Consider the following 25943-nt stretch of genomic DNA (forward strand, 5'->3'; position numbering starts at 1 on the left):
TCGTATGGCTGATAATTACCGAACTAGAGAAGAACGACGCAAACAAGCCGAAGCAAAAAAGAAAAGTAATAAAAAAAGTTCACCAGGTTTATTCAGGAGGATCTTCCTCATTTTAATTACACTAGGTATAGTGGGCATGATAGCAGGCGGAGCAGCCTTTGCTTATTTTATAAGCGACTCTCCCAAGCTGGATGAAAAACTATTAAAAGACCCAGTACCTTCAAAGGTCTATGCCGATGACGGGAAGACCTTAATAGATGAATTAGGACAGGAGCATCGAGACTATGTCGCTTATGAGGATGTCCCTCAGCTGGTAGTCAATGCTTTCCTTGCAACTGAGGATGTCCGTTTCTTTAAACATCACGGAATTGATGTTAGACGCCTTGGCGGTGCGGTTCTAGCAAACTTCACAAGCGGATTTGGTTCTCAAGGTGCCAGTACCATCACTCAGCAGGTAGTAAAGCGTTCTTACTTAACGCCTGACAAAACAATCAAGCGGAAGGTCCAGGAAATGTGGCTGTCCATCCAGCTTGAACAAAAATATACCAAAGAAGAAATTTTTGAGATGTATGTCAATAAAATATTCTTTGCGAATCGCGCAAATGGAATTGCTACTGCAGCGCAGGTTTATTATGGAAAAGAGCTGAAGGAATTAACGCTGAATGAAGCAGCTACCCTGGTAGGATTGCCGCAGAGCCCGAGCAGATATGATCCGTTTAGATATCCTGACCGGGCCGAAAAACGCCGCAATGTCGTTCTTCATTTAATGAATAAACACGGGTTTATAACCAATGAAGAAATGGAAAAGGCACAGGCAGTACCGATTACACAGGGCCTTAAAAAGAAGAATACAGGCCAGACAGACAGCACTCCTTATGATACGTTTATCGACCAGGTAATCAAAGAAGTGGAAGAAATGGGCGATTATAACGTCTTTACGGACGGATTAGAGATTTATACCACTGTTGATGCAGACGCCCAGAAATACGTCCATAAGATGCTGACTACTGATGAAATAATCAAGTTTCCAAGTAAAGAACTGCAAACTGGTATTACTCTTCTCGATACAAAAACAGGAGAAATCAAGGCCATTGGGGGCAGCAGAAATAAAGAATTCAATGGCGGCTTTAACTTTGCCACTGATACGAAACGGTCTCCAGGATCAACAATCAAACCGATATTGGATTACGGTCCTGCTGTCGAATATTTAAAATGGTCCACAGCTCACCAGATTGTGGATGAGCCTTATAAATATGAAAATGGCCAGGAATTAAATAATGCTTCAAGACAGCACTATGGAAAAATGACAATCAGGGAAGCCCTTGGAAGATCCTTGAACATCCCTGCAGTCAAAACTTTTAATGAAGTAGGTGCCGAACGCTCACGGCAATTTGCTGAAAAGCTGGGCATACCTATTAATCCTAAGAGTTTCTTTGAATCGGCTGCAATTGGTTCAGGACTCGAAGTTTCCTCGATGGATATGGCAGGTGCCTATAGCGCATTTGGAAATGGCGGCATATATAATAAGCCCCATTCTGTCAGAAAAATTGTCTTAAGAGATAAAAATACGACAATCAAAAATAAGGTAGCTCCCAAGACTGTAATGAAGGAATCCACAGCATTCATCGTGACTGACCTTCTAAAAAGTGTATTGAAGGAGAGCTACGGAACTGGTGTAGCTGCTAATATACCTGGATTCCCAGTAGCAGGGAAAACAGGGACCACCAACTTTACAGAGGAAGAAAAAGCAAGGCTCAACGTCGAACCCGGTGGAGCTTTAGACGCGTGGTTTGCCGGTTATACGACTAACTATACAATTGGTGTATGGACTGGATATGAAAAGAAAAACAATTATCTTGGAAAATCCTCACAGGCCATACCTAAGCAGGTTTTCAAAAACCTGATGCAGCATGTTTCTGAAGGAAAAGAGACAAAGGACTTCAAGAAGCCTAGCAGTGTTGTAAAGGTCGGGATTGTAAAAGGCTCCGATCCAATTATGAAGGCTAGCGAATATACACCTCAAAACATGATTGCGGAAGAATATTTTGTCCGGGGCACGGAACCGACAAAGGTGACGAAGGAATATGATAAGCAGGAAGGGCCTTCAAACCTTCAGGCACATTACGACCAGCTTGCAGATCAAATAATTGTGAACTGGGAGTATCACGGTGATGGACAGCCTGATTTTGAAGTAAAACTATCCAAAGATGGCGGCCCTGCTGATGTTCTGTCGCAGTCAGCTGTCCAAAAGGTTACAGTTGGTCAGCCTGATCACGGCAGCAGCTATACATTTACCGTAACTGCCATCTTAGACGGCCAGAGAAGTGACTCAGCTACGGCATCGGTAGATATCCCTGCATCAGACACGGGCGATCCGGAAACTGGAAATGATACTGAGAATCCAGAAGACGAAAATTCCGAAAATGACGGAAGCACTCCAAATGATAACCAAAACGGGGATCAAAATGGGGACCAAAACGGTGACCAAAATGGTACTGGTGATGGACAAACAGACCAGAATCCAGGCGATGGTAACAATGGCAACGGAAATGGTAACAACGGCAACAATGGAAATGGTAACAATGGCAGCAATGGAAATGGTAACAACGGCAACAATGGAAATGGTAACGGCAACAATGGAAATGGTAACGGCAATGGAAGCAACAGCGGAAATGATAATGGGGCTGGCAGCGATACTGGGACTGGTGGTGACACCGGTACCGGAGATGGCAGCGGAAATCCTGACAGCGGAAATGATGGCAATCCATGAGACATCAATGGAAACGGCTAAATTGCCGTTTCCACTCCCCGTGTCAAACAAGGTTTATGTTTCTATAAAAAAACGTCCAAGCTTTTCGGCTTGGACGTTTTTTATACCCCTTAGACACGCTTCTTCAATTTTTGCAGTGCTAATGCTTTATAATATAATTTCTCGTATTCCGTAAACAATTCAGCTAATTGTATGAATGAGTGATAGCCAGACGGACGTGAGAGGATAAAGTTGATTCGTTCTTCTGCATTCATAGCCTGTATCTTCATATTGTTCAATTCCTCCTGCCAGAATGAAAGTTTGACAGGGCAGGAATTCATCCAAAATATCGCGGAAAACAGCAGGCTTAACGCATACGTAATGAATTCACGTGTTTGTGTGTTATTATTACGAGCTGAAACTTGTTCAATTCCCTTTTCCCTGGACTTCCTCCACTCATTGAACAAATGGTTAATATGCGTTTCAGGGTGTTCCCAGGGACGGTAAGCCTCTATATGATTCCAGTAAAGGCCTTCATAGGGAAAATAGTCTTCCCTATTTTTGCTTTCATCCCAGATTAAATATCGTTCGCGTGTAAATTTCATTTGAGTCCCCGGATAAAATAAAGGGTGCTTCAGACTATCGGGCACAGAGAAGGTTTCCATGTTACTCACTCAGCAGCCAGCCTCTTCATACGCTTCTGGCCTTCACGACAGAGCTCAAGTAATGGACATACCGTACATTGGGGGTTCTGTGCCTTGCAATGATACCGTCCGAAGAAGATCATCCTGTGATGAGTGATAGACCACTCTTCTTTCGGTACTTTGGCCATCAGGGTCTTCTCGACCTCAAGCACACTGTCTTTCCATCTGCAAATGGCAAGCCGCTTGCTCACTCTTTCCACATGGGTATCAACTGCAATCGCCGGGATTCCAAATGCAACAGAAACGACTACATTAGCGGTTTTTCTACCCACACCAGCAAGCTTAGTCATCTCATCCCTGTCTTGAGGTACTTCTCCTCCATATTCCTCAATAATCATCCTTGATAATTTTTGAATATTTTTAGCCTTATTGCGGTACAGGCCTATCGATCGAATATCGTTTTCCAGCTCTTCAATTGGAACACTGATATAATCCTCTGGAGTTTTATACTTTTGGAACAAATCCTTGGTTACTTTATTTACTAATGCATCTGTGCATTGAGCAGACAGCGCCACTGCGACCACTAATTCAAATGGATTCGAATGGTTAAGCTCACAATGAGCATCCGGAAACATTTCCGCCATCACATCCAGGCATTTTCGAATTTGAGCTTTATTTAACATGGTTGTTCTCCTTTAACTCACTGTTCAAGCCAATTATAGAAAGGGACCTCTTTTCCTGAAACCGCAGGTTCCAAGCGCTTTGTGCGTTTTTGATGCATTCTGAACTTTTGTCCATGGCTTTTAGCTTGTTCGAGCGTTTTAATTCCATTCTTCTTCCACTCAAATAGGATTCTATCGATATACCTAAAGTTAATTTTACCCGAAATCACAGCTTCCCGTAATGCAGCTTTTATAATATCGGGATGGTGGTTATCCTCCATCCACATTGCCAATGTCTCACACTCAAATGGGGAAAGTGGCCTTCCAAACTCACTTTCGAAAACTGTGTATAAGCTTTCCCCCTCAGCCTCGTCCTGAGTCTCCTGCTTTTCTTTTGTCACTTTGAGGAAGCAGTCTATCATTTTACTGTAAAATGGGTCAATTGAATATCTTTCGTGTCGGATGGAATCAGTATATTCCTCCTGGATTTCTATAAACCCTCTTTGTATCAAGCGCTGAATAATAAAAAGGCATTCGGTTTCCTGAAAAGTCATTACCGACGTAAGTTGCTGCGGAGTCGGAAAACCGTTGCCTTTGTCCGTAAAATTTTGTAATTGCAACAGCAGCATGACCTCCTGCTCGTTTAACCCCATGATTTTATAGTGGGATAAAAGGAAAGCCGGAATTGTTATGCTGCCTTCGTTTAACCAGGATAATAACTTGTCTTTCATCATATTATGACACCTCTATATAAGTATAACACGAAACCCTTGCTGGGATTAAGTTGATTTAAATTGAAAGTTTTTTACATCAATATCAAATAGGGAACGCCGGATAAGTGCCCCTTATGATCTTCACATTCCAAACATAAGGAAGGACGATATCCACTGTATGGCGGATACCGTCCCCCTTTTTGCTCATACTTACTTTAGAACACAGTCTGTTTAGAAGGCTCGGGAACGGGATAGTTTCTCGTACATGCTCCATTCCGCTGATCCAGGCCACAGTTCTTTCAAGTCCTAATCCAAATCCGGAGTGCGGTATTCATTCCAAATGCCATTTAAATGCGTCCAAGTTCAATCCATGCTCCTCGATACTCTGGCTCAGCAGGTCAAAATCATGGATTCTCTGTGATCCGCCAATGATTTCCCCTAAGCCTTCAGGAGCAATCTAATCGGCACCAAGCACAACCTCTCCCCGCTCGTCATCAGGCTGCATGTAGAAAGGCTCTAAGGAAGCCGGATATTGGATGATGAACACAGGCTTGTCAAAGCTCTCCGGCAACCGCAGTTTCATGCGGTGCACCGAAATCATCGCCTCAACTAATATCATTAAAACCTTTTTCATCAAGGAATTTACTCGCATCATCATAGGGAATCCGCGGGAAAGGCGCCTTGATATTCCCAAGCTTGGACATACTCATTCCTAACTTATTCCATTCCAGCCGGCATTTTTTTAACACTGACTGAACAATAAATGAAACAAAATGTTCCTGTACCTGTAAGTCTCTTAAATTCATTAAATGCCATCTCCGGTTCAATCATCCAGTACTCGATTAGGTGGTGCCGTGCCTTTGTCTTTTCAGCACGGAAGGTTGGATAGAACGAAAATACTATTCCTAGAGCCATAGCCACTGAGGCATGAGCCACGCTTACTGTCCCCGTCGCCTGGGGATTGACTAAGTTGGCACTTGTACATCGTGTGCGTCGAAGCTAGACTTCAGTCTAAGCTGAAAAAATTATACTTTCTTATCTAATAAAGAAAAGACGGCTTCTTAAGCCATCTTCTCTTTAACGAAGTTATGGATCCGTTTAACCGCTTCTTCTAGCTGTTCCAGCGAGGTTGCATACGAGAGTCGAACATAATCGTTAGCCCCAAAGCCCGATCCAGGTACAACGGCTACAAGAGCTTCTTCAAGCAATGCTGAAGAAAAGTCATCAACTGTTTTGTAACCTGTCATCTCAGCAGCTTTTTTGACATTAGGGAATAGATAGAAGGCTCCCTGAGGCTTAACACATGTAATTCCCGGTATGGAAACCAGCTTATCATGGATAATATTCAGCCTCTGTTCAAATGCGGCGCGCATTTTTTCTACTTCTGTCTGCGGTCCAGCGTATGCCGCAATGGCACCATACTGTGCAGTAGTGGTTGGATTGGACGTGCTGTGGCTCGCCAAATTGGTCATGGCCTTTATAATTTGCTCATCCCCGGCAGCATATCCGATTCTCCAGCCAGTCATTGAATGCGATTTAGATACTCCGTTAATAATGATGGTTTGCTGCTTCAATTCAGGCGATAGCTGGGCAATAGAGATATGTTTAGAATGTCCATAGACCAATTTCTCATATATTTCGTCCGAGATAATTAAGATGTCATGCTCCACACATAATTCCCCTATTGCGCGCAGCTCCTGCTCAGAATAAATCATACCTGTTGGATTGCTTGGAGAATTGATGATTAAAGCCTTTGTTCTGGCAGTAATGCTGTCTTCAAGCTGTTCTTTAGTCAGCTTAAAATCATTCTCTTCCTTACCTTCCACATATACAGGTGTCCCGCCGGCAAGCTTTACTTGTTCTGGATAGCTTACCCAATACGGAATAGGCACTATTACTTCATCATCTTCATCCAATATGGCCTGAAATAATGTATAAAGTGCGTGTTTTGCACCTGAGGCTACCATAATTTCTGAAGATTTATATTCCAGACCCTGGTCATGCTTAAGCTTGGAGGCAATTTCCTCCTTTAGCTTAGGCAGTCCTGCCGATGGAGTATATTTAGTTTTCCCCTCATTCATCGAGCGCACAGCGGCATCGATAATATGCTGTGGAGTGTTAAAGTCTGGCTCACCCGCACCCAGGCCAATGACATCAAGACCCTGTGCTTTTAATTCCTTTGCCTTTGCAGTGATTGCCAATGTTGAAGATGGAGTCAATGCTTGCACACGCCCAGCTAATTTCATAAGATTCGTCCCCCTAATTCTAAATGCTCCTGTAATACTTCAGCCATTCTCCCGATTTAAAATCATAATAGTCATAATTATACCTGTTGGATTTGTCAAGATACGTTACCTCCCAAAGAGGAACGTCCTGCTCCATACCAAGCTTTAAAGAAATAATTTTGGCAGGCTTTAGTTGTTTGTTCGCAATTCTGGTAATCTCAGATTTCGATATCCCGGTATCATAATTTTCAATCACCGGCTGGCTTCCCTTCTTGTTTGGGAGCCAAATGACCTTTTTGGTGCCTTTTTTTGTTTCTCCAACTACTACATTATAAGAATCTTTACCATTATAAACATAAAAATCGTCCATTGTGACAATTCCAGCGGCATCCTTAGCTTCCTTAAATGCTATGTCTGCTGCCTCCTTTTTTGGACCTAATGCATGTATATAAGCAGCGGCTGTGACGCCCCCTATGCAAATCACCAAAGCGGCTGCAAAAATCACCCATTTTTTCAAATTTTACTCACTCTTTCCTATGTACGGTAGATTGTAAATACTGCTTTTTCCTGATTCTCCTTATCCAGGGCAAGACCAAACATCAAATCGCGATCTTTCAGGCTGCGGTTTAATGCATCGACAATTTTGTACAGGTCAGGAGTATTTTGAATTTTTACCGTCGATATAACTTCAATTTTGCTTTCCATCAAAGACTCCCCCTAATTTGTTATGGCAGCAGCGGCTAGCTGTAGGCCTCGCAATGCAGGCTGTTTTCGGTTGGATCATGTGAAAATATTTATCCATCTTTTTCCGAAGATTAAAATTAGCCAACTTATTTTACCATTATAACAGTTTAGCAAGATTCTGATAATATTTTATTCAAGGATTATCTAGTTTATTTCTGCTGATACAAATGGTTATTTATCGGAAAAACCTCGTGGGTCTTTTCGGTAAATTTAGCGGTGATTGTACCCTGTTTGCTAAGCACGTAAACTTTGACCCATTGCTCATGAAGCTTTTCAAGCAGTCCAGCAGACTTCCTTGAATTCCGGTTCAACACCACTGTCTGCGGGTCTATTTGCTCGATTGTTTCCACTGTCAAAGAGCCTGGGTCTGCCTTAATCATATTCGTATGTTCATGAGCAACTCCCTCGACCAACTCAGCAGACACCTTTGCAGATGAAGTCAGATAAAGCAAACGATTTTCTGCGACCTTAATAATTAAATCCAGCCCGTTTTCCTGGCTGTCATCCTCATGGATAACCTGGAAACCCACCTTCTCAGAAAATATCTCCTGTGTTCCAGTTTTCCATATTTTCACCGATGTACTATTCAAGTCGTCAAAAAATCCTCGATTATTTTGGTACAGCGATTTTCCTGCTACTACAAAAGGTATATTATAATCAGAAACTGCCCATTTAACGTTATCCGCAATCGTCATGTTAAATTTTGTAAGGACCAAGACATCGATTTTTTCCACACCATAAAGCTTCAGCCATCTGGAAAGTTCCTTTTTCGACTTATCTGTTCCTGTATCTATCAAAATGGCGGTTCCATCCCCGCTCAGAATGAGGGTGGCTTCACCTTCCGATAAATCAAAAAAGGTAACTGAGTATTCCTGCTCCGATAAATTTAGATCTATCTTTTTAATTTCATCAGGAACCGAAGCCGTTTCATTAAGGGAAAATAAACTTAAAGCCAGCCATACCATAAGAAGCTTCACAATAAACCCTCCAAATAGAGCTATATTGTATATATTTTCCCTATCTTATCTGTTAATTATTCCCTCTGCATTTTTATTCTTTGGTCATTATATTTACTGATCATTCCGGTCAATCAAGCCACCTTTTAATAGTGTCTGCTAAATGATAAAGACCGACCTCTTCCCATTGCACAGCAGGTATAGCAGCAACGAATTCCTTTCCGTATTTGGCCGTGTAGATTCTACGGTCCAGCAATAAGAGCACCCCTTTGTCCTTATGAGTCCTGATCAGTCTGCCAAAGCCCTGGCGAAACCTTAGAATTGCCTCCGGGAGCGAGTAATAGGAAAATGCATTCTTTCCATGCTGTTCAATGAGTTTGTATTTCGCCTCAGCCACAGGTTCATCAGGCGGAGAAAACGGAAGCCGGACTATCACAAGGCAAGACAGGTCTTCTCCAGGTATGTCTATTCCCTCCCAAAGTCCAGCTGTCCCAAATAAGACGGCTTTATCGAGAGTGCGGAAATTTTTCAGCAGTCTCGCCCTTCCTCCCCCTGTTACCCCCTGGGCAAGTAGCGTGAATTCCTCCAACCCTCCGTCATCCTTCACATTTTGGTAGGTCATTCTAAGCAATTCATGTGAGGTAAACAAAATCATCGTTCTGCCCCGAGCTCCCCTTGCCGCCTGTACAATATGCTGTGCAGCTGCTTTTGAAAAGGCCTCCGGTGCAGCAATTTGTATATCAGGCATGTCTTTAGAAACAATCACTTTTGCCGACTTTGAAAAGTCGAAGGCCTCTGGATATACAACCTTTTTAATATGCGAATCTGAGATACCGAGCTCACTCATGAAATATCTGAATGAATTTTTGACACTAAGGGTTGCGGAAGTCATTACCACACTTTTTTGCCCGGCAAAAAAGGTTTCCCAAACAATCCTTCCAGCGGCAGCCGGCTGAGAGGAAATCGAGATGCCGTGATGGGGAGCTGCTCGCGTATATTCAAGCCAGTATACGGAACCACTGTCGGGACTAATAAAAAATTCATGTATTGTCCTGCTTATTTTCTCCATATGTCTTATTAGGGCTTCCACTTCATTAAGAAAGAACATTGCGTTTTTGCCCAGCCCATCTGCTTTCTTAAGAAGCACCAGTCGGTCATCCAGCCCTTGGCAAATGATGCCTATAAGCTCGACCAGCCTTTCTGCCATGATGGAGAGTGTACTCATGCCGTTGCCGAGTGCCTCTAACGGAATCCTTTGTGGAGCAGTGGAAGCGGTTAGTGCATCAGCCTTTGCCGCGAGTAAATAGAAGAATTGCTCAAATTCATAGTGAAAATCTGAAATGGACCTTTCGATCGACTTTATATTTAGGCCATCGTCAAGCTTGCGTTCCCGGCATATTTTTTCAATGCGGTACAGCATAAGCTTTTGTTCATATGTACCAATCCTATTAAATAAGGTTTTTACTGAAATATAATCCATCTTTGCACCCATGCTTCTTGCCGCTGCTCTTTCAAGCTGATGCGCTTCATCCAGCACAAGATATCCTGACTTAGGGATAATTCCTTCATTGGACAGGATATCGGCCATTAAAAAGGAGTGATTGGTTACTATGATATCAGCTTTATCGGCCACACCTTTTGCTCTTTCATAAAAATCGTAAGAAATCCACGGCTCTTGAATATCTGAAAACATTAATCTGTCACTTTGCAGCCGCTCCCAGAATAGCTGCCCGCCGCTTCCAAGGTTTAATTCATCCTTGTCACCTGTCTCTGTTTCTGTAAGCCATACCAGGATCTGCATCTTGGCAAGGGCGGTTTCATAATTATCCTCCTTTTGCCTTAGTGCCAGTTCAAATTTTGCAAGGCTGAGATAATTAGCTCTTCCCTTCAACAAAACAGCCCTAAATTCAAAGGGGACCATAGATTTCACCTTTGGAACCTCTTTATGGATCAACTGCTCCTGCAGCTGAAGAGTATATGTAGAAATCACTACTTTGGCTTGGTATTCCCTTGCAAAAAATACTGCCGGCAACAAATAACCCAGCGATTTTCCAATGCCTGTCCCTGCCTCGATCATTATCGGCTCTTTATTAATAAAAGAATCAAAAACCTTGTCCATCATGTCCAGCTGTGCCGGCCTGGACTCAAGGTCCGCATAAGCTTGTGTCATCAGACTCATTTTATCTTTGTGGTCATAGGGGTAAGGATATGAACCCTCACTATATGTACGATTGTTAGTCACTCTCCGTAATGCAAGCCCGCGAAATATTTCGATTTCCGGCCTGTGATATTCTGGTTGGCGCAGTCTTTCCGCAATACACTCATCGAGAAGGTCAGATATTTCACTCTTCAATGAAAAAGAAAGCTTATACAAACGCTTCAAGGTAATAAGAGGGAGCCGCAGCATTTTTTTCTTTAGCTCCATGAACAACAACGCTGTAACATACGCGTCGCTATCCGCGCGATGTGGCCTTTCATGCTGCAGATTCTCCTCCTTGGCCAGTTGATTTAATTTATATCCATCTGATGTCGGCTTCATTATTTTACTTAATTCCACCGTATCGATCGTAGAGCCATAAAAACCCTCAAAACCGCAGCGCTTTAGCTCTTCCTGCAAAAATGACAGGTCGAAAAGGACGTTATGAGCAACAAAACATGCATCTGCGAGGAATTCGGCAATCCTGGGAGCTACATCCTCAAACTGAGGTGCGTGCTTCACCATTTCATTATCAATCCCGGTAAGCTCTTCTATAAATAAAGGGATGTCCTGTCCCGGATGGATAAAAGTGGAATACTCATCAACTATCTTATCACCTTCAATCACGACCCCGGCGAATTGGATAATCCTGTCCCCTTTCTTAGGGGAATTCCCTGTTGTTTCTAAATCTATTACTACATAACGCTGTGACATACTGAAAACTCCTCAAAAATGCTTACTCTTCTTCTTAGCTTCTTATACCATAGCCTATTTTATGATTAAAATAAACAATGCGATTCAAAAGAGGGCTTTTGTACGTGAAAACCATAAATGGAGCCTTAATCTGTGCATTGTTTTAAAGCCTTAAAACGGCCTCTCGCACAAACAGAAAAAGCCCCTCGAATTAGGGGCTTATTGCTTTTACATGATAGTAGCCTCGGGCTCCTCGGCAATGAGTTCGACAATATTATTGAACTCATCCATAATCGCTACCTTCGGCTTATGCTCTCTTACCATATCCTCTGGAAGCATGACATAAGAAATAATTATAACAATATCGTCTGGCTGCACCAATCTTGCTGCAGCTCCGTTCAAACATACAACCCCGCTGCCTCTTTGGCCAGGAATGATATAGGTTTCAAGCCTGGCACCGTTATTATTATTAACAATGGCAACCTTTTCATTCGGAAGCATTCCCACGGCATCCAGGATGTCTTCGTCAATTGTGATGCTGCCCACATAATTCAAATTTGCCTCTGTCACACGGGCACGATGTATTTTTGCATTCATCATAGTCCGAAACATGTTTATTTTCCTCCTTGAATTTTCCAATCACTCATGATTGGACCGAACAGTTCTTGAAAAACTCTCCATTAATGTATTCCATCAATTAATTGTAAGCGTCATATTATCAATCAATCTGGCTCTGGTGAACTTCACGGCCAATGCGATGATGATCTTTCCTGTCAAATGCTTAAGCGGGCTTAATTCTGGATATGAATAAATTTCTATATAATCTATCTGGCCGCTTGTATGTCCTTCGATATATTCAGTCATTAGTTTGACAATTTCCACAGGGTTCCGGCTGCCTTTTTGGATTTGTTCCCTTGCAAGCTCCAAACTTTTGTAAAGCTCCTTCGCTTGATCTCTTTCTTCTTCCAGAAGGTATACATTCCGTGAGCTTTTAGCCAGGCCGTTTTCCTCGCGGACAGTCTCCACTGGAACCAATTGAATATTAAAATTAAAATCCCTTACAAGGGCGTCCACCACAGCCACTTGCTGGGCGTCCTTCATTCCAAAGTAGGCTTTATCAGGCGCAATGATGTTGAATAGTTTTGTCAGGACAGTGGCCACTCCGTCAAAATGGCCAGGTCGTTTTCTCCCGCACAATACATCAGTCCTGCTTTTCACACGAACAGAGACAGATGGTTCGTCATGATACATTTCCTGGACCGTAGGAAAAAAAATATAATCCACACCCGCTTCTGCTGCTATCTTCTCATCCCTGTCCATATCCCTTGGATACGTATCAAAATCTTCATTCGGGCCAAATTGGGTAGGATTAACAAAAATGCTAAGGACAACTATATCATTCTGCGCCCTGGCATTCATAAGCAGTTGCTGATGCCCTTCATGGAGATAGCCCATTGTAGGGACGAACCCAACTGTCTTTCCCTGCTGTTTCTGCTCGATGATAGTATTATGCATTTCCTTCACGGTTGTAATAATGTTCATGCTTTTCCTCCATAAAGTGCAGCAATTTCTTCTTCATTCATAGTAAAGGAGTGTTCCCGGCCTGGAAATTGTATGGATTTCACTTCCTGTACATATTGTCCGATTGCATTTGATATCAGACTGTTAGCATCACCATAGGTCTTAACGAATTTGGCTACCCGGTCCACGCCATAATTCACCAAATCATGGTACACCAGGACCTGTCCATCAGTACCGGACCCGGCCCCGATTCCTATCGTTGGTATCTTCAAGGCTTTAGTGACCATTTCAGCTACTTGATATGGCACACATTCCAACACCAGTGCAATCGCTCCTGCTTCCTCGCACTTGACAGCATCTTCCATAAGCTTTCGCGCTGCTTCAGCATTTTTCCCCTGAACCTTATAGCCACCAAGAACGCCCACAGATTGCGGAGTTAAGCCTAGATGGGCAACTACAGGGATGCCAGCTTTGGTCATGGCTGCTATTTTCCCGATAACATTATCTGCACCCTCAACTTTTACTGCGTCAGCTTGTCCTTCCTGAATAATTCTCGCAGCATTTTTTAGCGTTTCATCCATCGAAAGATGATAGCTCATAAATGGCATATCTGTAATGGTAAAAGTACCCTTGGCGCCACGAACCACAGCTTTCGTGTGGTGGATCATATCGTCTATAGTTACTGGTACAGTGGATTCGTATCCCAGTACCACCATTCCAAGGGAGTCCCCTACAAGAATCATATCCACGTCTGCGTGCTCTGCTAATTTTGCACTTGGATAATCATATGCGGTCAGCATTACGATCTTTTCACCGTTTTGTTTCATTTTCATAAATTTCCCTGACAATTTCATAGTTTTCCTCCTTTTTCATAGAGGGAGATGAAAAAATCATACCAATCCTATTATGCTGAAACGATTTGGGCTAAACCAGCTTTTATTTCACTAGTTTCTCTTGTAAATAATAAAAATATGATTGGTTCCTGAGAAAATGAAAAAAGGCCGGCCAAAATGTCGGATCATATTTTTAGCAGCATCGTTACTTAATTGGCTGTAAATGGTAGATCCTTTGATTGCCTGGCCGGCCTTTGTGCACATCTCTAGTTTTTCTCATCCCTCCGTCCCCGTCCGTATGGATCAAGGCAGAAATATATTTTTTAAAATTATAAAAGATTACAGGGTGCAGTTCTGTTCGATACTGCCCAAAAAGATTATAACAATTTCACCCTAAAAATACTATTACTATCTACTGTGAAGAACAAAATTATCATAAAAGGAAACTATTGAGGGATTTCAATATCGGCAGAATAGATGGAATGTACATGCCCTTTGCCGTCCTCCAAAAGCAGGACACCTTCGTCTGTAATTCCGAGGGCCGTGCCATATAGAGTTTCTGTCAGGGTAGAAGCCTTAATTTGCTTTCCAAGGCTTACTGCATAGCTCTCCCAGAGGAGCTTGATCGGCCCAAACCCTTTTTCTAAATAAAGATCATAAAGAGTTTCCATTTTTACAAGTGTCTGCTGGATTAACTCCGCCCTTGAAATCCGTTGGCCGCTTTCTATGAAGAGAGAAGAAGCTTTCTGATTTAGTTCCTCCGGAAAATCTTGTTCCTGCTGATTTACATTAATCCCGATCCCTGTAATAACCGAATGAATTCTGTCCGCTTCTGCCTGAAGTTCAGTCAGTATTCCCGTCACTTTCCGTCCATTTATTAAAATATCATTAGGCCATTTGATGCCTGGAAGGAGTGAGGTCACCTCTTCAATGGCTTGTACAACAGAAACTGCGGCCAACAGTGTAAGCTGGGGAGCCTGCTGAAAAGGTATATTAGGCCTTAAAATCAGGCTCATCCATACTCCTGTATACTTTGGTGAATACCAGGCCCTTGTAAGCCTTCCTTTTCCGAGTGATTGTTCCTCAGCTATTACAATGGTCCCTTCGGGGGCTCCTTCATTTGACAGCCGGTGGGCAATTTTCTGTGTGGAATCCACCGTCTCCTGATAATGTATCTTTTGCCCAAGCCGATGGGTTTTTAGACCCAGCATAATTTCGTTCGCAGTCACTTTTTCCGGTGCAGAAACAATACGGTAACCTTTTTTTCTAACTGCTTCTAGGACGTACCCCTCATTTCTCAGATTCTCGATATGTTTCCAAACAGCGGTTCTTGAACACCCGATGTGTTCAGCGATTTCCTGGCCGGATATAAATTCCCCTCCCGCATTGGTGAATGCTTGTAACAGCTTGCTTCTTACATCCGTCCGCAAAATGAAAGCCACTCCTTTATTTCCTCTTTTTCGTTGGATACCCTTGCATTTAAGATGCCTTCAATAATAAATTGAAGTTCGTCCTTTACCCATGGGCCTGGCTGCCTCTTATACCATGACAAAAGGTCCGAACCATTGACGGCTAATTCTGACATATTCTTTAGCGGCAGCCTGGAAAACCATTCCCTGACATATGTTTCGTTTTCCCTCGTATCTCCGCCTTGAACAAGATCGAATACTTTAGCTGATTTCACAGCAAGCTCCCCGGCATAAAACAGGGGATGCTTTTCCTTTAATGCAATTGGCCAGTTTCGGACTAATGTTGTGATGCTCTGGATTTCGCGAATCTGTTTCACGGGCATTTTCCAGGCTCTTAAAAATTTTTCGATATCCTGTTCCTCACTAAACACCATTAATAAGGCCCAGAGCTCGGTCGTACTACCCGCATTTTTCAATGGTAATTTGGCAAAGTTTTCGAGTGAGTCGCGCATACGGGCCAATCCGGGAAGGTACTTAAATAGGCCGCACTCTGCCAACAGATGAATTGCTTTATTTATGCTGATGCCAGTTAACAGCTTTTCAAATTCCGTGTAAATCCTTTCAACTGCTATGTTTTTCAGCATATAGCCATTGTTTTGCAATGACTCAAACGTCTCCTTATCCAGTTCAAAATCAAGCTGGCTGATGAAGCGGACAGCCCGCATCATTCGAAGGGCGTCTTCACGAAATCGTTCATCCGGATCCCCTACAGTTACAAGAAGGCGGTTGTGGATATCCTTTCTCCCATCCATCGGGTCAATCACTTCACCGTTCGATTTCATGGCTATGGCATTTATCGTAAAGTCCCTGCGTTTTAGATCTTCTTCAAGTGAACGGACAAACTCGACATGGTCCGGCCTTCTAAAGTCTGAATAACCACTTTCTGTTCTGAAGGTAGTCACTTCATATGATTTTCCGCGGTGTAAAACGATGACTGTCCCATGCTCAATGCCTACATCCACAGTTTTTCCGAAAATGGCTTTGACTTCCTGAGGGGTGGCGGAAGTCGCTATATCCACATCGTGAATAGACTTGTTCATTAGATAATCCCTTACAGAACCGCCTACGAAGTAAGCTTCATATCCGGCTTTCTCGAGTAATTTGATTATCGGCACTGCTTGAGCAAATAAATCATTCATACCGAAACCCCTTTAGTCCATTTGTGGAGTAAGCAGTTCATAATACAATGCTTCGTATTGCTGCCTTATAATATCTGAGCGAAATTCGGACTTGACTCTCTCTAATCCTGCCTTGGATAGCCTGTCATGCAACTGTGGATCCGTAAGAATGTCAAGAGCCCTTTCGGCCACTTGCTCAACATCCCCCAAATCGCATATAAAACCGGTGACCCCATCATCAATAACTTCCGGTATGCCCCCTATATCCGTTCCTACACAGGGAACACCGCAAGCCATCGCTTCCAAGAGGACCAGGCCAAAGCTTTCTTTTTCAGATAGAAGTATCATTATATCGCTAATGGAATATAATTCGGCAAGGTTATCCTGTTTTCCCAGAAATACAACGTGATCCTTGATCCCTAGCTCGTTCACCAATCTATTTACCAGTGTCATTTCCGGGCCGTCTCCGACGAGAAGCAGCTTGGAAGGCACTTTCTTTGAGGCAAGGTGAAAAGCTTTCACGACATCCTGTACACGTTTTACTCCCCTGAAATTGGATACATGGATAAACACCTTTTCATGGTCCAAAATTCCATATTCACTTCGAAGATGGTAGGAATCTTGCTTTTGATATACGCGTTCGTCGATAAAATTATAAACCGTCCGTATCTGCTTGTCCGGCGCTATGAGATCATTCGTCTGCCCTACCAGTGCCTTTGAAACAGCAGTCACCATATCAGACTTTTCGATGCCAAATTTAATCAGGTCATTCAATGATGGGTCATATCCAAGTACTGTAATATCCGTACCGTGCAGGGTTGTTACAATTTTTACGTTTGATTCTGCCATCTGCTTTGCCAGTATAGCACATACGGCATGGGGAATCGCATAATGCACATGGAGGATATCCAGCTCCTCCCTTTTGATGACATCTGCCATTTTACTCGCCAATGCAAGGTCATATGGAGGGTACTGGAATACCGAATACGAATTTACTTCCACCTGATGATAATATATATTTGGATACATCCTGTTAAGGCGGAATGGCAGGCTGGATGAAATAAAGTGAATTTCATGCCCGTTTTCAGCAAGAAGCTTTCCAAGCTCAGTGGCAATCACACCTGAGCCGCCTACAGTCGGGTAACACGTAATGCCGATTTTTAATTTCATATAATTTTATTCTCCTAATAAATCGCGCGAAAGAAGGATGGGTTTCTTGGAGAGGAAACCTTCTGCATACGAGACTCCTGCTTCAGTTCCAAACAGCCTCTCCCTTGCTTCCACTGTTTCTATGTAACCATTTACAAGCGGTGTATCGACACCACCCGCACTTTTAACAAACTGGCTCTTGTAAGCTCTTAGACTGTCCAGTTTTCTATCAATGGTCTCAGTAATATCAACTACAAAATCAGGTTTATGAAATCCATTGATCATATAATAATATAAGCCGTCCGCTTTATGGGGCTCCATGTCTCTACCCGTGCCATACTTGCGAATGCCCGCTGAAAATGCGGCTTCTTCCACGATTCTCGCACAATTGCCATGGTCAGGATGGCGGTCCTCTAAAAATGGGGCAAATAATAACCGCGGTTTATATTCCCTGATGACATCCACTACTTCATCGACTAACTCCTTTGAAAGGAATAGGCCCCTGTCAGGCATGTTTAGTGTCACCCGCTCCACACCCAGTATGTCTGCAGCTCTTTTGGCCTCTTCCTTCCTTAACTTCACAGTGCCGTTAGAAGATAGTTCAGCATTTGTAAGTTCACAAATCATAATTCTTTTTCCCATTGCCGCATACTTTGCAAGTGTTCCACCCATGCCAATTTCTACATCGTCCGCATGGGCGCCGAACGCCAAAATATCAGCCTTTTCTTCCATTATCTTCACCTTGTTCCCCGATGATTTTCCGCCAGTCCATCAATCCCTGCCCCATCCCTTGTACCAATACTTCTGCCGTCCCCATGTTTGTCGCCAAAGGAACACAATACACATCTGCCACCCTGATCAATGCTGACACATCGGGTTCATGAGGCTGTGCAGTGAGCGGATCGCGGAAAAATATAATAAGATCAAGTTCGTTTCTTGCAACCATTGCACCGATTTCCTGATCTCCTCCGAGCGGGCCTGATTTAAAACGATGGACATTCAATGAAACCTCATCTTGTATTCGTTTCCCTGTTGTTCCCGTTGCGAAAAGCTCATGCTGTGCAAAAATGCTCTTATAGGCCATTACAAACCTGATTAAGTCATCCTTCTTATCATCATGGGCAATTAAAGCAATTTTCATAGGCCCCTCCCTATCGTTTACCTTTTATGTGAAACTGGTGAATATGTAAAAAGCTCGGGATAGATCCAACTTTCTTATTCCATGATATTTTCCAGTCCATATACCAGCACTTGGAGTTTCACGACCGCTTCCACTGCAAGCTTAACCCCGGACATAAACGATGCACGGTTAAAGGAATCATGCCTGATTGTCAGCATTTGTCCATCTGCTCCAAACATTACCTGCTGGTGCGCAATCAATCCAGGAAGACGGACGCTGTGTATACGCATCCCGTCCACATTCGCCCCTCTTGCTCCGGCTAAAATTTCCTTCTCATTAGCATGTCCCTGAACCTTTGGATCTCTGATATTTTTGATCATATCCGCGGTTTTGACTGCAGTGCCTGATGGTGCATCAAGTTTTTGATCATGATGAAGCTCAATGATTTCCACATCCTGAAAATACCTGGCTGCCATTTGTGAAAATTTCATCATTAAAATGGCTCCTATTGCAAAATTGGGAGCAATGATACAGCCAATTCCTTTTTCCTCCGTCAATGCGGACAATGTTTCCAGATCCTCAGGTGAGAAACCCGTAGTGCCAACAACCGGCCGGATTCCATGCCTTAAAGCGGCCGTTGAATGAAACATTCCAACCTCCGGTGTAGTTAAATCGATAAGGACATCCGCTTCCACTGCAGAAAAACATTGTTCCGCATCAGTAAACACCGGTGCGTCAATTCCTTGAAAGCCCTCTATATTAGACAGATTCTCTCCCTCATATTTCCTATCCAGTACAGCTGCCAATTCAAAGCCAGCAGTATCCTGTACCAGTTTGACTGCCTCTTTCCCCATTCTCCCCCTAGGTCCTGCTACAATGATCTTGATGTTTTCCATTTTATTCTTCCCCTTCTGCATTATTAGAAATCTTGGTCCATCTATCTTTATCACGCGTTCTAAATTTTTCCATGACAGAATCATGAGCCTGCTGCAGGTCAATACCAAGAGAGTTTGCGAAACAAATGATCACAAACAGCATGTCACCGAGCTCTTCTTCAACAGTGTTTTCCTTCTCTGTATTCTTCTTGGGTTTTTCACCATAAAAATGATTTACTTCTCTTGCGAGCTCCCCCAATTCTTCTGTCATCCTTGCTAGCATAGCAAGCGGGCTGAAATATCCCTCTTTAAACTGACTAATGTATTGGTCCACTTCTTTTTGCAATTCCTGTATCGTTTTTTGATTGCTCAATATCATCATCCCTTTACTGATCTCTTTGTGCAATAAAAAGTTAGTCTTTTTGCCGACAAAAAATGCTCGGCCCTTTACAGGCCATCAAATGAAAAATAAACCCGTCACCCTGAGAATTTATTTTCTTCCTTTGTCCAAAGCCTATCCAGCGAAGTATTTCAATAGATTCGGAAAAACTCCCTAAGATTTCCGCGCCATCTCGATGTAACGCTGGTAAATTTCCTAGAGACTGTGTATTGTCAACGCAGCTGAACGTTTCGCCACAATGCAATGCAACAGATATAAGGTGTTATCGACAGTGTTAACAACCCAAAATGTAAAATCAATATGTATAGGCTGAAGAGCTACGCCAGACGAGCCAGTGTAATTAGGGAACTCTCTAGTCGTTATTCTCCCTCATGTTAGCTAAAACTTCAACGATTGACAAATTATTTACCCGGAATCGCTCTGTTGCGGCGGCATGTCAAATTCTTTATAATAATCTTCATTGAGGGTCGGGATTTGACAGCACGGCACAACATTGGGAGGTTTTAATAGAATGTTCTCAGAAATCAGACTAAAAAATGTACTATTCATCATCTTGGGTTCCGCGATTTTTGGTTTCGGGCTCATCCACTTCAATATTCAAAACGATCTGGCCGAGGGAGGCTTCACTGGTCTTACCTTAATCATTTATCAGCTGACCGGCTTGAATCCCTCGTACTCCAACCTGTTGTTAAATATCCCGGTGTTCTTTATCGGATGGAAATATCTAGGCAGGATCACCTTTATTTATACGATACTAGGGACAGTCGGCCTTTCCTTTTGGCTATGGATTTTTGAAAGATATCAATATAACTTTTCACTTGGACATGATTTGATGCTTGCCGCATTATTTGCAGGAGTCAGTATTGGAGTAGGACTTGGAATTATTTTTAGATTCGGCGGAACCACCGGCGGTGTAGATATCATAGCAAGGCTTGTCCATAATGCTGCTGGATGGAGCATGGGAAGGACCATGTTTTTATTCGATGCAGTTGTGATTACTCTTTCTATTATTACATACCTTAATCCTCGCGAGGCAATGTATACATTGGTGGCCGTTTTTATAGGGGCGAGAGTCATCGACTTTATGCAGGAAGGTGGCTATGCCGCCAGGGGAGCTATGATATTTTCTGATAAAAACACTGAAATAGCAGATAAAATCATTAAAGAGATGAACCGTGGCGTGACCGTCTTAAAGGGATATGGCGCATTCACCAAGACGGAACGGGAAGTCCTGTACTGCGTGGTTGGAAGAAATGAAATTGTCAGGCTGAAAAATGCGATTACCTCTGTGGATCCGCATGCATTCGTATCTGTCAGTGAAGTCCATGATGTGCTTGGTGAGGGATTTACATTTGATGAAAATAAAAATCCTATACAGCGATGAAAAAGCAGCTCCGGCTGCATTTCTTCAGAATGTAGATAAAAGGGATCCGGAATGAAACATTCCGGACCCCTTTTATGATTACAATAGTTATTTCAAGTAAAAAACCCCAGACTTCATTAGCAAATGAAAGCAAAAACTGTAGCAATTTGAGTTTTGACTACAGTCTGAATCAGCTCCTCATCGGGAGCTGATTTTTATTCGTTTAAATATGGCCTAATCTTCGTTTCTTGTCATGCCTGTATATATAAGAATAAGACGAACCAATTCCAGAACAGCTACTGCAGCAGCCGCTACATAAGTCATTGCGGCAGCATTAAGAACTTTTCTGGTCTCTCTTTCTTCATCCTGCCGGATAATGCCAAGTGAAACCACTTGGTCCATAGCCCGAGAAGAGGCATTAAATTCAACTGGCAAGGTAACAACTTGGAATAGAACAGCCCCCGCCATAAAAATTATACCGAGCAATAACATGCCTGACATTTGCGCAAATATGCCTATCATGATTAATACCCATGAAAGATTAGAACCAATATTAGCTACAGGAACAAGTGAATGGCGCAAACGCAATGGCCCGTAGTTCTGAGCATCCTGGATGGCATGCCCAACCTCATGTGCGGCAATCGCAGCACTGGCCAATGACTGTCCATGGAAGTTTCCTGAAGAAAGCCTAACCGTTTTGCTTCTTGGATCATAATGATCACTCAGAAATCCCCTGGTTTCTTCTACCGTCACATTGTACAGGCCATTGTCATCAAGAATTTGCCTTGCGGTTTGTGCACCGTTCCTGCCAGAAGCTGACGGCACTTGGGAATATTTATTATAGGTGCGTTTAACCCTGATTTGGGCGTAGATTGGAATTAATATGATGATCGCCATGTAGATAAGATACTGCATATCTTCCTCCTAGGTAGGTCTATTATTAGGGTTATATATGGACTTTCGGCATAACATTCCATTACTCAGCCTTTCCAATGCTCTTTTCCTTGTCACCTTGATATTTTCTCCAGCCAACATAAGATAAAGTCAATATGATAATACTCCCTGTTGAAATAATCATCCACCAAAGTGAAGGGTCTGCCTCATCTTCATTCATCTCATCAAAAATTGACTTCAAATCTTTTTGCAGAGCATACAGCTCAGACCGGCTATCCTTATGAAGGAACACCTCTTCACTGTTTTGGTTAATATATTCTAGCCGGGCATCAAGCTTTTGGATCTTTTCAGGTGCCAGGTCAATCATCAGGCTGGGATAAATCATCTCGTATTGCGACAAGAGTTTATTGAACCCGTCGTTAAACTTTTGGGGATCGTTATTCTGGACAGCTTCTTTAGTCTCGCTGAACGTGGACATAATCTGGTCCTCCATCTCCGTCCATAGCGGCTGATGAGTGGATTTAATCGCATCCATGACAAGCCTGAATTTTGTAACAGCATTGACCTTTTGCATTTCGGCAATCCCGTTGTTCTTTACTGCCTGGAGGGCGTCATTATGTGCAACTGTGATGATTCTAAGCTCATCCATATTAAATGCATGCTGTGCTGCCGAGACCTTTAAAAACCTTTCCGCAAAAAAATCCAGCATCTTTCCAGTATCTTCATATCTCTTCATTTTTGCCATCCGGAGTGCTTCATCAGAAATTTCATCCAGCTGTACTAAGATGGAAGAGGTTTCCGCATGAACTTTAACAAAAGAGAATGTAAACAAAACGATGGTAAATAAGAGAACCCTTTTAAACATACACTTGTCCCTCCCCATATCTCTACTACAAAATATGAGGAGCACACATACAGTAGACCAGTGCCAAGGAAATTTTTACAAGGACAGGGTCAAGCGTTTTTTCCTTATACCGAAGTAATACCCTAAAAATATAGAAATAATGCTAAGCCAGAAGGTAAAATACCCAATATTGTTCATATACTGCATCAAGCTGCCATACTGCGGCATCATTTTATAGACATAGTCTATAATATCATTATGCAGTGTCCAAACACCTGCCGCGGCTAAATGCCAGTATTTCATGCGGTAAAAAGGAGAATATAGCAGCCCCTGAAGAGCCATGGCCGCATGGGATGCGATCAGCATATAGCCTTCCCATGGCAAATAACCCTGTGTATACAGTGTTAATAGGTTCATCACAACAGCCCATATCCCATATTTAAATAAGGTAATAACCGCTAGGGCCTCTATAAGTCCCCAGCTTTTCTTCATCAGAAACGCACACACGACAAATACGAAAAATAGGCTGGCAGTCGGGCTGTCCGGTACAAAGGCCAAAAATATGCCGGGAGTTTCTTTCAATTGATAACCATACCAGTAATATCCGTAAATAGTACCTATGATGTTGACAATGAGAAGCAGCCAAAGAAAGCTGCGGCTAGATAGTGTAGCATATATCATTTTCATCTATGTCCCTCTTCTTTTTCAGCATAACTCCATTCTATCGATATAAGAGCCAATAACCAACTCTTTTTCACTTTTTGTATACGGAACGCCATAAAAATCAACTGGACAGCGCTCCTTTATAAGCTTCATTCCTTATTCTAACTAAAGGGTTAGCCAAAAAGGGATCTGCCCAGTTTAACTGGAATGCTTGAACTACTTTTGCAAAACGGAAGTGCCTTGGTCCGAAGGGCCCTCGGCACCTGGTGACGGGTAAGCTAAGTGTGTCACCTGAAAACCAGATAAACCCTTCATAAGTGGAAACTCGGCTATGTGCGCCACACGTGGAAGATTAGCTAAGTTCTGTACCATCCTGTGACAAGGCTGATTGACCCCGCCTCCGTGGAGTCCGGCAATGCACGACCTACATCTTTAGGCCTGGCAATGCCGACCTCATTTCCTGTGTGGCCTGTGACTGGCCATACATCCTGTGGGTCCTGTCGGAGTCGCCACTTGTTTTTCGTGTACGCCGAAGCTAGACTTCAGTCTAAGGGCAAAAATTATACTTTCTTATCTGACAAAAAAAACTGACGAAGAAACGTCAGTTTTTCTACCCATCATTGAGATTTAGCTCCAGAAATAAATTCAGCGAGTACTTTTAATTCTTCTTCAGTACCTTTAAAAACTCCTGGAGGCATGTTTCCTTTACCTTTTGTAGCAATCTCTGCTACTTCTTCAGGCTTCAGGCCATTATCTAGGAGCTTTGGAGCTGCGGTGCCACCAGTTAGCTCAGCACCATGGCATCCGGCACAGCTGGCTTTGTAAAGCTTATAGCCATCACTATTCTTGTCAACATTGTTTTTTGCAATGGCACCTTGTTTCTTCGCTGCCTCCCAGTCATGGTGAGCCACTGACTGCCATGTCAGGAACACGATTGCCGCAAGTGCCAAAAGCATGAAGCCTGTTGCAAACGGGCGTTTAGAAGGACGGCGATGAGGGCCCCGGTCTATGAACGGTGCCAGCAGCAGCGCTCCAAATGCTAAGCCCGGCATTACTAGAGCACCAATTGCATTGTATGGACCGGACGCATAAGTATATTTCAACAGCTGGTACAGAAACAGGAAGTACCAGTCAGGCAGCGGGATATAGCCTGTGTCAGTTGGGTCCGCCATCTTTTCAAGAGGCGACGGGTGGGCCACTGTTAAGCATAGATAGCCGATAAGGAACACCGCTCCAACCATCCATTCCTTTAAAAGGAAATTGGGCCAAAAGGCTTCCGTTTTACCTGGATATTCTGAATAATCCTTTGGAATATTAGGTTTGCGTTCCGCAGAAACACGTGAGTCCCCCACAAATTTCATACCTTTTCCACGATGCATCGAACGATTCCCCTCCTTTATGAAAAGGTTATTTAAAAGTTAGTATTTTACTAGATATTAAAGCGGTCCGGAAATACCCTGTTTACGGATCATTAAGAAGTGGGCCGCCATCAAACCGATTAACGCTCCCGGAAGGAAGAATACATGAATCGCAAAGAATCGTGTAAGCGTCTGCGCACCAACAATGGTTGGATCTCCGGCAAGGAGAGTTTTAATAGCAGTTCCGGCGAAAGGAACGGATTCAGCTATTTGCAGTCCAACCTTAGTCGCAAATAGCGCTTTCATATCCCACGGCAGTAAGTAACCAGTGAAGCCCAATCCAAGCATTACGAAGAAGATCAATACTCCGACAATCCAGTTTAGCTCACGTGGTTTTTTATATGCTCCCTGGAAGAACACGCGTAAAGTATGTAAGAACATCATGACAATAACAAGGCTGGCTCCCCAGTGGTGCATCCCGCGGACAATTTGCCCGAATGCTACTTCATTTTGTAAGTAATAGACAGATTGCCATGCATTTTTAATATCAGGTACGTAATACATGGTCAGGAACATACCTGATAAAATCTGAATGACTGTGATAAAGAATGTTAGTCCGCCGAAGCAGTAAACAAACGCTGAAAAGTGATGTGCCGGGTTTACGTGTTCAGGAACCTCATGGTCGGCAATATCCCGCCATAATGGGGTAATATCTAAACGTTCGTCAACCCAGTCATAAATCTTGTTTAACAA

25 protein-coding genes and 1 pseudogene are annotated in these 25943 nt (G+C 43.0%); 2 read left to right on the plus strand and 24 right to left on the minus strand.

Annotation, left to right across the window (positions count from 1 at the left end; all coding sequences use genetic code 11):
* Positions 1 to 4 precede the first annotated feature (4 nt).
* Positions 5 to 2770: a transglycosylase domain-containing protein gene (locus tag V1500_RS17890; RefSeq protein ID WP_409301329.1), complete on the plus strand. Its 2766-nt coding sequence runs from the start codon at positions 5 to 7 to the stop codon at positions 2768 to 2770.
* 110 nt (positions 2771 to 2880) lie between these two features.
* On the opposite strand, the gene V1500_RS17895 is transcribed toward V1500_RS17890, so the two are convergent.
* The 19 genes and pseudogenes from V1500_RS17895 to V1500_RS17985 all read right to left on the minus strand — a co-directional run bounded on the left by V1500_RS17895 (position 2881) and on the right by V1500_RS17985 (position 20041).
* Positions 2881 to 3354, minus strand: coding sequence for a YpoC family protein (locus V1500_RS17895; protein WP_409301330.1), 474 nt, complete (start codon positions 3352 to 3354; stop codon positions 2881 to 2883).
* Between the two features lie 65 nt (positions 3355 to 3419).
* Positions 3420 to 4076, minus strand: coding sequence for an endonuclease III (gene nth / locus V1500_RS17900; protein WP_409301332.1), 657 nt, complete (start codon positions 4074 to 4076; stop codon positions 3420 to 3422).
* A gap of 17 nt (positions 4077 to 4093) precedes the next feature.
* Complete coding sequence (locus tag V1500_RS17905) at positions 4094 to 4789, minus strand: DnaD domain-containing protein (protein WP_409301334.1); 696 nt, start codon at positions 4787 to 4789, stop codon at positions 4094 to 4096.
* Between the two features lie 202 nt (positions 4790 to 4991).
* A pseudogene (locus V1500_RS17910) lies at positions 4992 to 5692 on the minus strand (amino acid--tRNA ligase-related protein); the annotation flags it as partial.
* 137 nt (positions 5693 to 5829) lie between these two features.
* Complete coding sequence (locus V1500_RS17915) at positions 5830 to 7014, minus strand: pyridoxal phosphate-dependent aminotransferase (protein WP_409301336.1); 1185 nt, start codon at positions 7012 to 7014, stop codon at positions 5830 to 5832.
* A 19-nt stretch (positions 7015 to 7033) separates the two neighbouring features.
* Entirely contained in the window at positions 7034 to 7510 is a 477-nt protein-coding gene (locus V1500_RS17920; RefSeq protein WP_409301338.1) for a DUF5590 domain-containing protein, read from the minus strand.
* Between the two features lie 17 nt (positions 7511 to 7527).
* Entirely contained in the window at positions 7528 to 7698 is a 171-nt protein-coding gene (locus V1500_RS17925) for a YpmA family protein (protein WP_409301339.1), read from the minus strand.
* Positions 7699 to 7886: 188 nt separating this feature from the next.
* On the minus strand, positions 7887 to 8714 hold the full coding sequence (locus tag V1500_RS17930) for a hypothetical protein (protein WP_409301340.1): 828 nt from the start codon (positions 8712 to 8714) through the stop codon (positions 7887 to 7889).
* Positions 8715 to 8823: 109 nt separating this feature from the next.
* Positions 8824 to 11604, minus strand: coding sequence for an ATP-dependent DNA helicase DinG (dinG, locus tag V1500_RS17935; RefSeq protein WP_409301341.1), 2781 nt, complete (start codon positions 11602 to 11604; stop codon positions 8824 to 8826).
* Positions 11605 to 11811: 207 nt separating this feature from the next.
* Positions 11812 to 12195: an aspartate 1-decarboxylase gene (panD, locus tag V1500_RS17940; protein ID WP_409301342.1), complete on the minus strand. Its 384-nt coding sequence runs from the start codon at positions 12193 to 12195 to the stop codon at positions 11812 to 11814.
* A gap of 81 nt (positions 12196 to 12276) precedes the next feature.
* Positions 12277 to 13125 (minus strand): pantoate--beta-alanine ligase, encoded by an 849-nt coding sequence (gene panC, locus V1500_RS17945; protein WP_409301343.1) that lies wholly within the window; start codon positions 13123 to 13125, stop codon positions 12277 to 12279.
* The gene (panB, locus tag V1500_RS17950; RefSeq protein ID WP_409301344.1) at positions 13122 to 13958 is read right to left on the minus strand and encodes a 3-methyl-2-oxobutanoate hydroxymethyltransferase; all 837 of its coding nucleotides are present in this window, start codon (positions 13956 to 13958) and stop codon (positions 13122 to 13124) included. Before panB ends, panC begins: the two co-directional genes overlap by 4 nt.
* Positions 13959 to 14383: 425 nt before the next feature.
* A complete protein-coding gene (locus tag V1500_RS17955) occupies positions 14384 to 15367 on the minus strand; it encodes a biotin--[acetyl-CoA-carboxylase] ligase (RefSeq protein ID WP_409301346.1) in 984 nt (327 codons plus the stop codon).
* Positions 15352 to 16545 (minus strand): CCA tRNA nucleotidyltransferase, encoded by a 1194-nt coding sequence (locus V1500_RS17960; RefSeq protein ID WP_409301347.1) that lies wholly within the window; start codon positions 16543 to 16545, stop codon positions 15352 to 15354. The genes V1500_RS17955 and V1500_RS17960 overlap by 16 nt, the downstream gene beginning before the upstream one ends.
* A gap of 12 nt (positions 16546 to 16557) precedes the next feature.
* The gene (gene bshA, locus V1500_RS17965) at positions 16558 to 17694 is read right to left on the minus strand and encodes an N-acetyl-alpha-D-glucosaminyl L-malate synthase BshA (protein WP_409301349.1); all 1137 of its coding nucleotides are present in this window, start codon (positions 17692 to 17694) and stop codon (positions 16558 to 16560) included.
* A gap of 6 nt (positions 17695 to 17700) precedes the next feature.
* Complete coding sequence (gene bshB1 / locus V1500_RS17970; protein ID WP_409301351.1) at positions 17701 to 18405, minus strand: bacillithiol biosynthesis deacetylase BshB1; 705 nt, start codon at positions 18403 to 18405, stop codon at positions 17701 to 17703.
* Positions 18389 to 18814 (minus strand): methylglyoxal synthase, encoded by a 426-nt coding sequence (locus V1500_RS17975; protein ID WP_409301353.1) that lies wholly within the window; start codon positions 18812 to 18814, stop codon positions 18389 to 18391. Before V1500_RS17975 ends, bshB1 begins: the two co-directional genes overlap by 17 nt.
* 74 nt (positions 18815 to 18888) lie before the next feature.
* Positions 18889 to 19689 (minus strand): 4-hydroxy-tetrahydrodipicolinate reductase, encoded by an 801-nt coding sequence (gene dapB, locus V1500_RS17980; RefSeq protein WP_409301355.1) that lies wholly within the window; start codon positions 19687 to 19689, stop codon positions 18889 to 18891.
* Between the two features lies 1 nt (position 19690).
* Positions 19691 to 20041 carry a nucleotide pyrophosphohydrolase gene (locus tag V1500_RS17985; protein WP_409301357.1) on the minus strand — a complete coding sequence of 117 codons (351 nt, stop codon included), beginning with the start codon at positions 20039 to 20041 and terminating at the stop codon, positions 19691 to 19693.
* Positions 20042 to 20579: 538 nt separating this feature from the next.
* On the opposite strand from V1500_RS17985, the gene V1500_RS17990 reads away from it, so the two are divergent.
* Positions 20580 to 21452 (plus strand): YitT family protein, encoded by an 873-nt coding sequence (locus V1500_RS17990; protein ID WP_409301359.1) that lies wholly within the window; start codon positions 20580 to 20582, stop codon positions 21450 to 21452.
* A 213-nt stretch (positions 21453 to 21665) separates the two neighbouring features.
* On the opposite strand, the gene V1500_RS17995 is transcribed toward V1500_RS17990, so the two are convergent.
* From V1500_RS17995 to qcrB, 5 genes are all read right to left on the minus strand, one after another.
* On the minus strand, positions 21666 to 22346 hold the full coding sequence (locus V1500_RS17995) for a zinc metallopeptidase (protein ID WP_409301360.1): 681 nt from the start codon (positions 22344 to 22346) through the stop codon (positions 21666 to 21668).
* Positions 22347 to 22407: 61 nt separating this feature from the next.
* Complete coding sequence (gene ypjB / locus V1500_RS18000; RefSeq protein WP_409301362.1) at positions 22408 to 23190, minus strand: sporulation protein YpjB; 783 nt, start codon at positions 23188 to 23190, stop codon at positions 22408 to 22410.
* A 75-nt stretch (positions 23191 to 23265) separates the two neighbouring features.
* Positions 23266 to 23856, minus strand: a complete 591-nt coding sequence (locus V1500_RS18005) for a DUF1405 domain-containing protein (RefSeq protein ID WP_409301364.1) — start codon at positions 23854 to 23856, stop codon at positions 23266 to 23268.
* Between the two features lie 593 nt (positions 23857 to 24449).
* Positions 24450 to 25211, minus strand: coding sequence for a c-type cytochrome (locus tag V1500_RS18010; protein WP_409301365.1), 762 nt, complete (start codon positions 25209 to 25211; stop codon positions 24450 to 24452).
* 57 nt (positions 25212 to 25268) lie between these two features.
* Positions 25269 to 25943 (minus strand): menaquinol-cytochrome c reductase cytochrome b subunit, encoded by a 675-nt coding sequence (qcrB, locus tag V1500_RS18015; protein WP_409301367.1) that lies wholly within the window; start codon positions 25941 to 25943, stop codon positions 25269 to 25271.

The organism is Peribacillus sedimenti (genome assembly GCF_046237635.1).
Classification (GTDB): domain Bacteria; phylum Bacillota; class Bacilli; order Bacillales; family DSM-1321; genus Peribacillus; species Peribacillus sedimenti.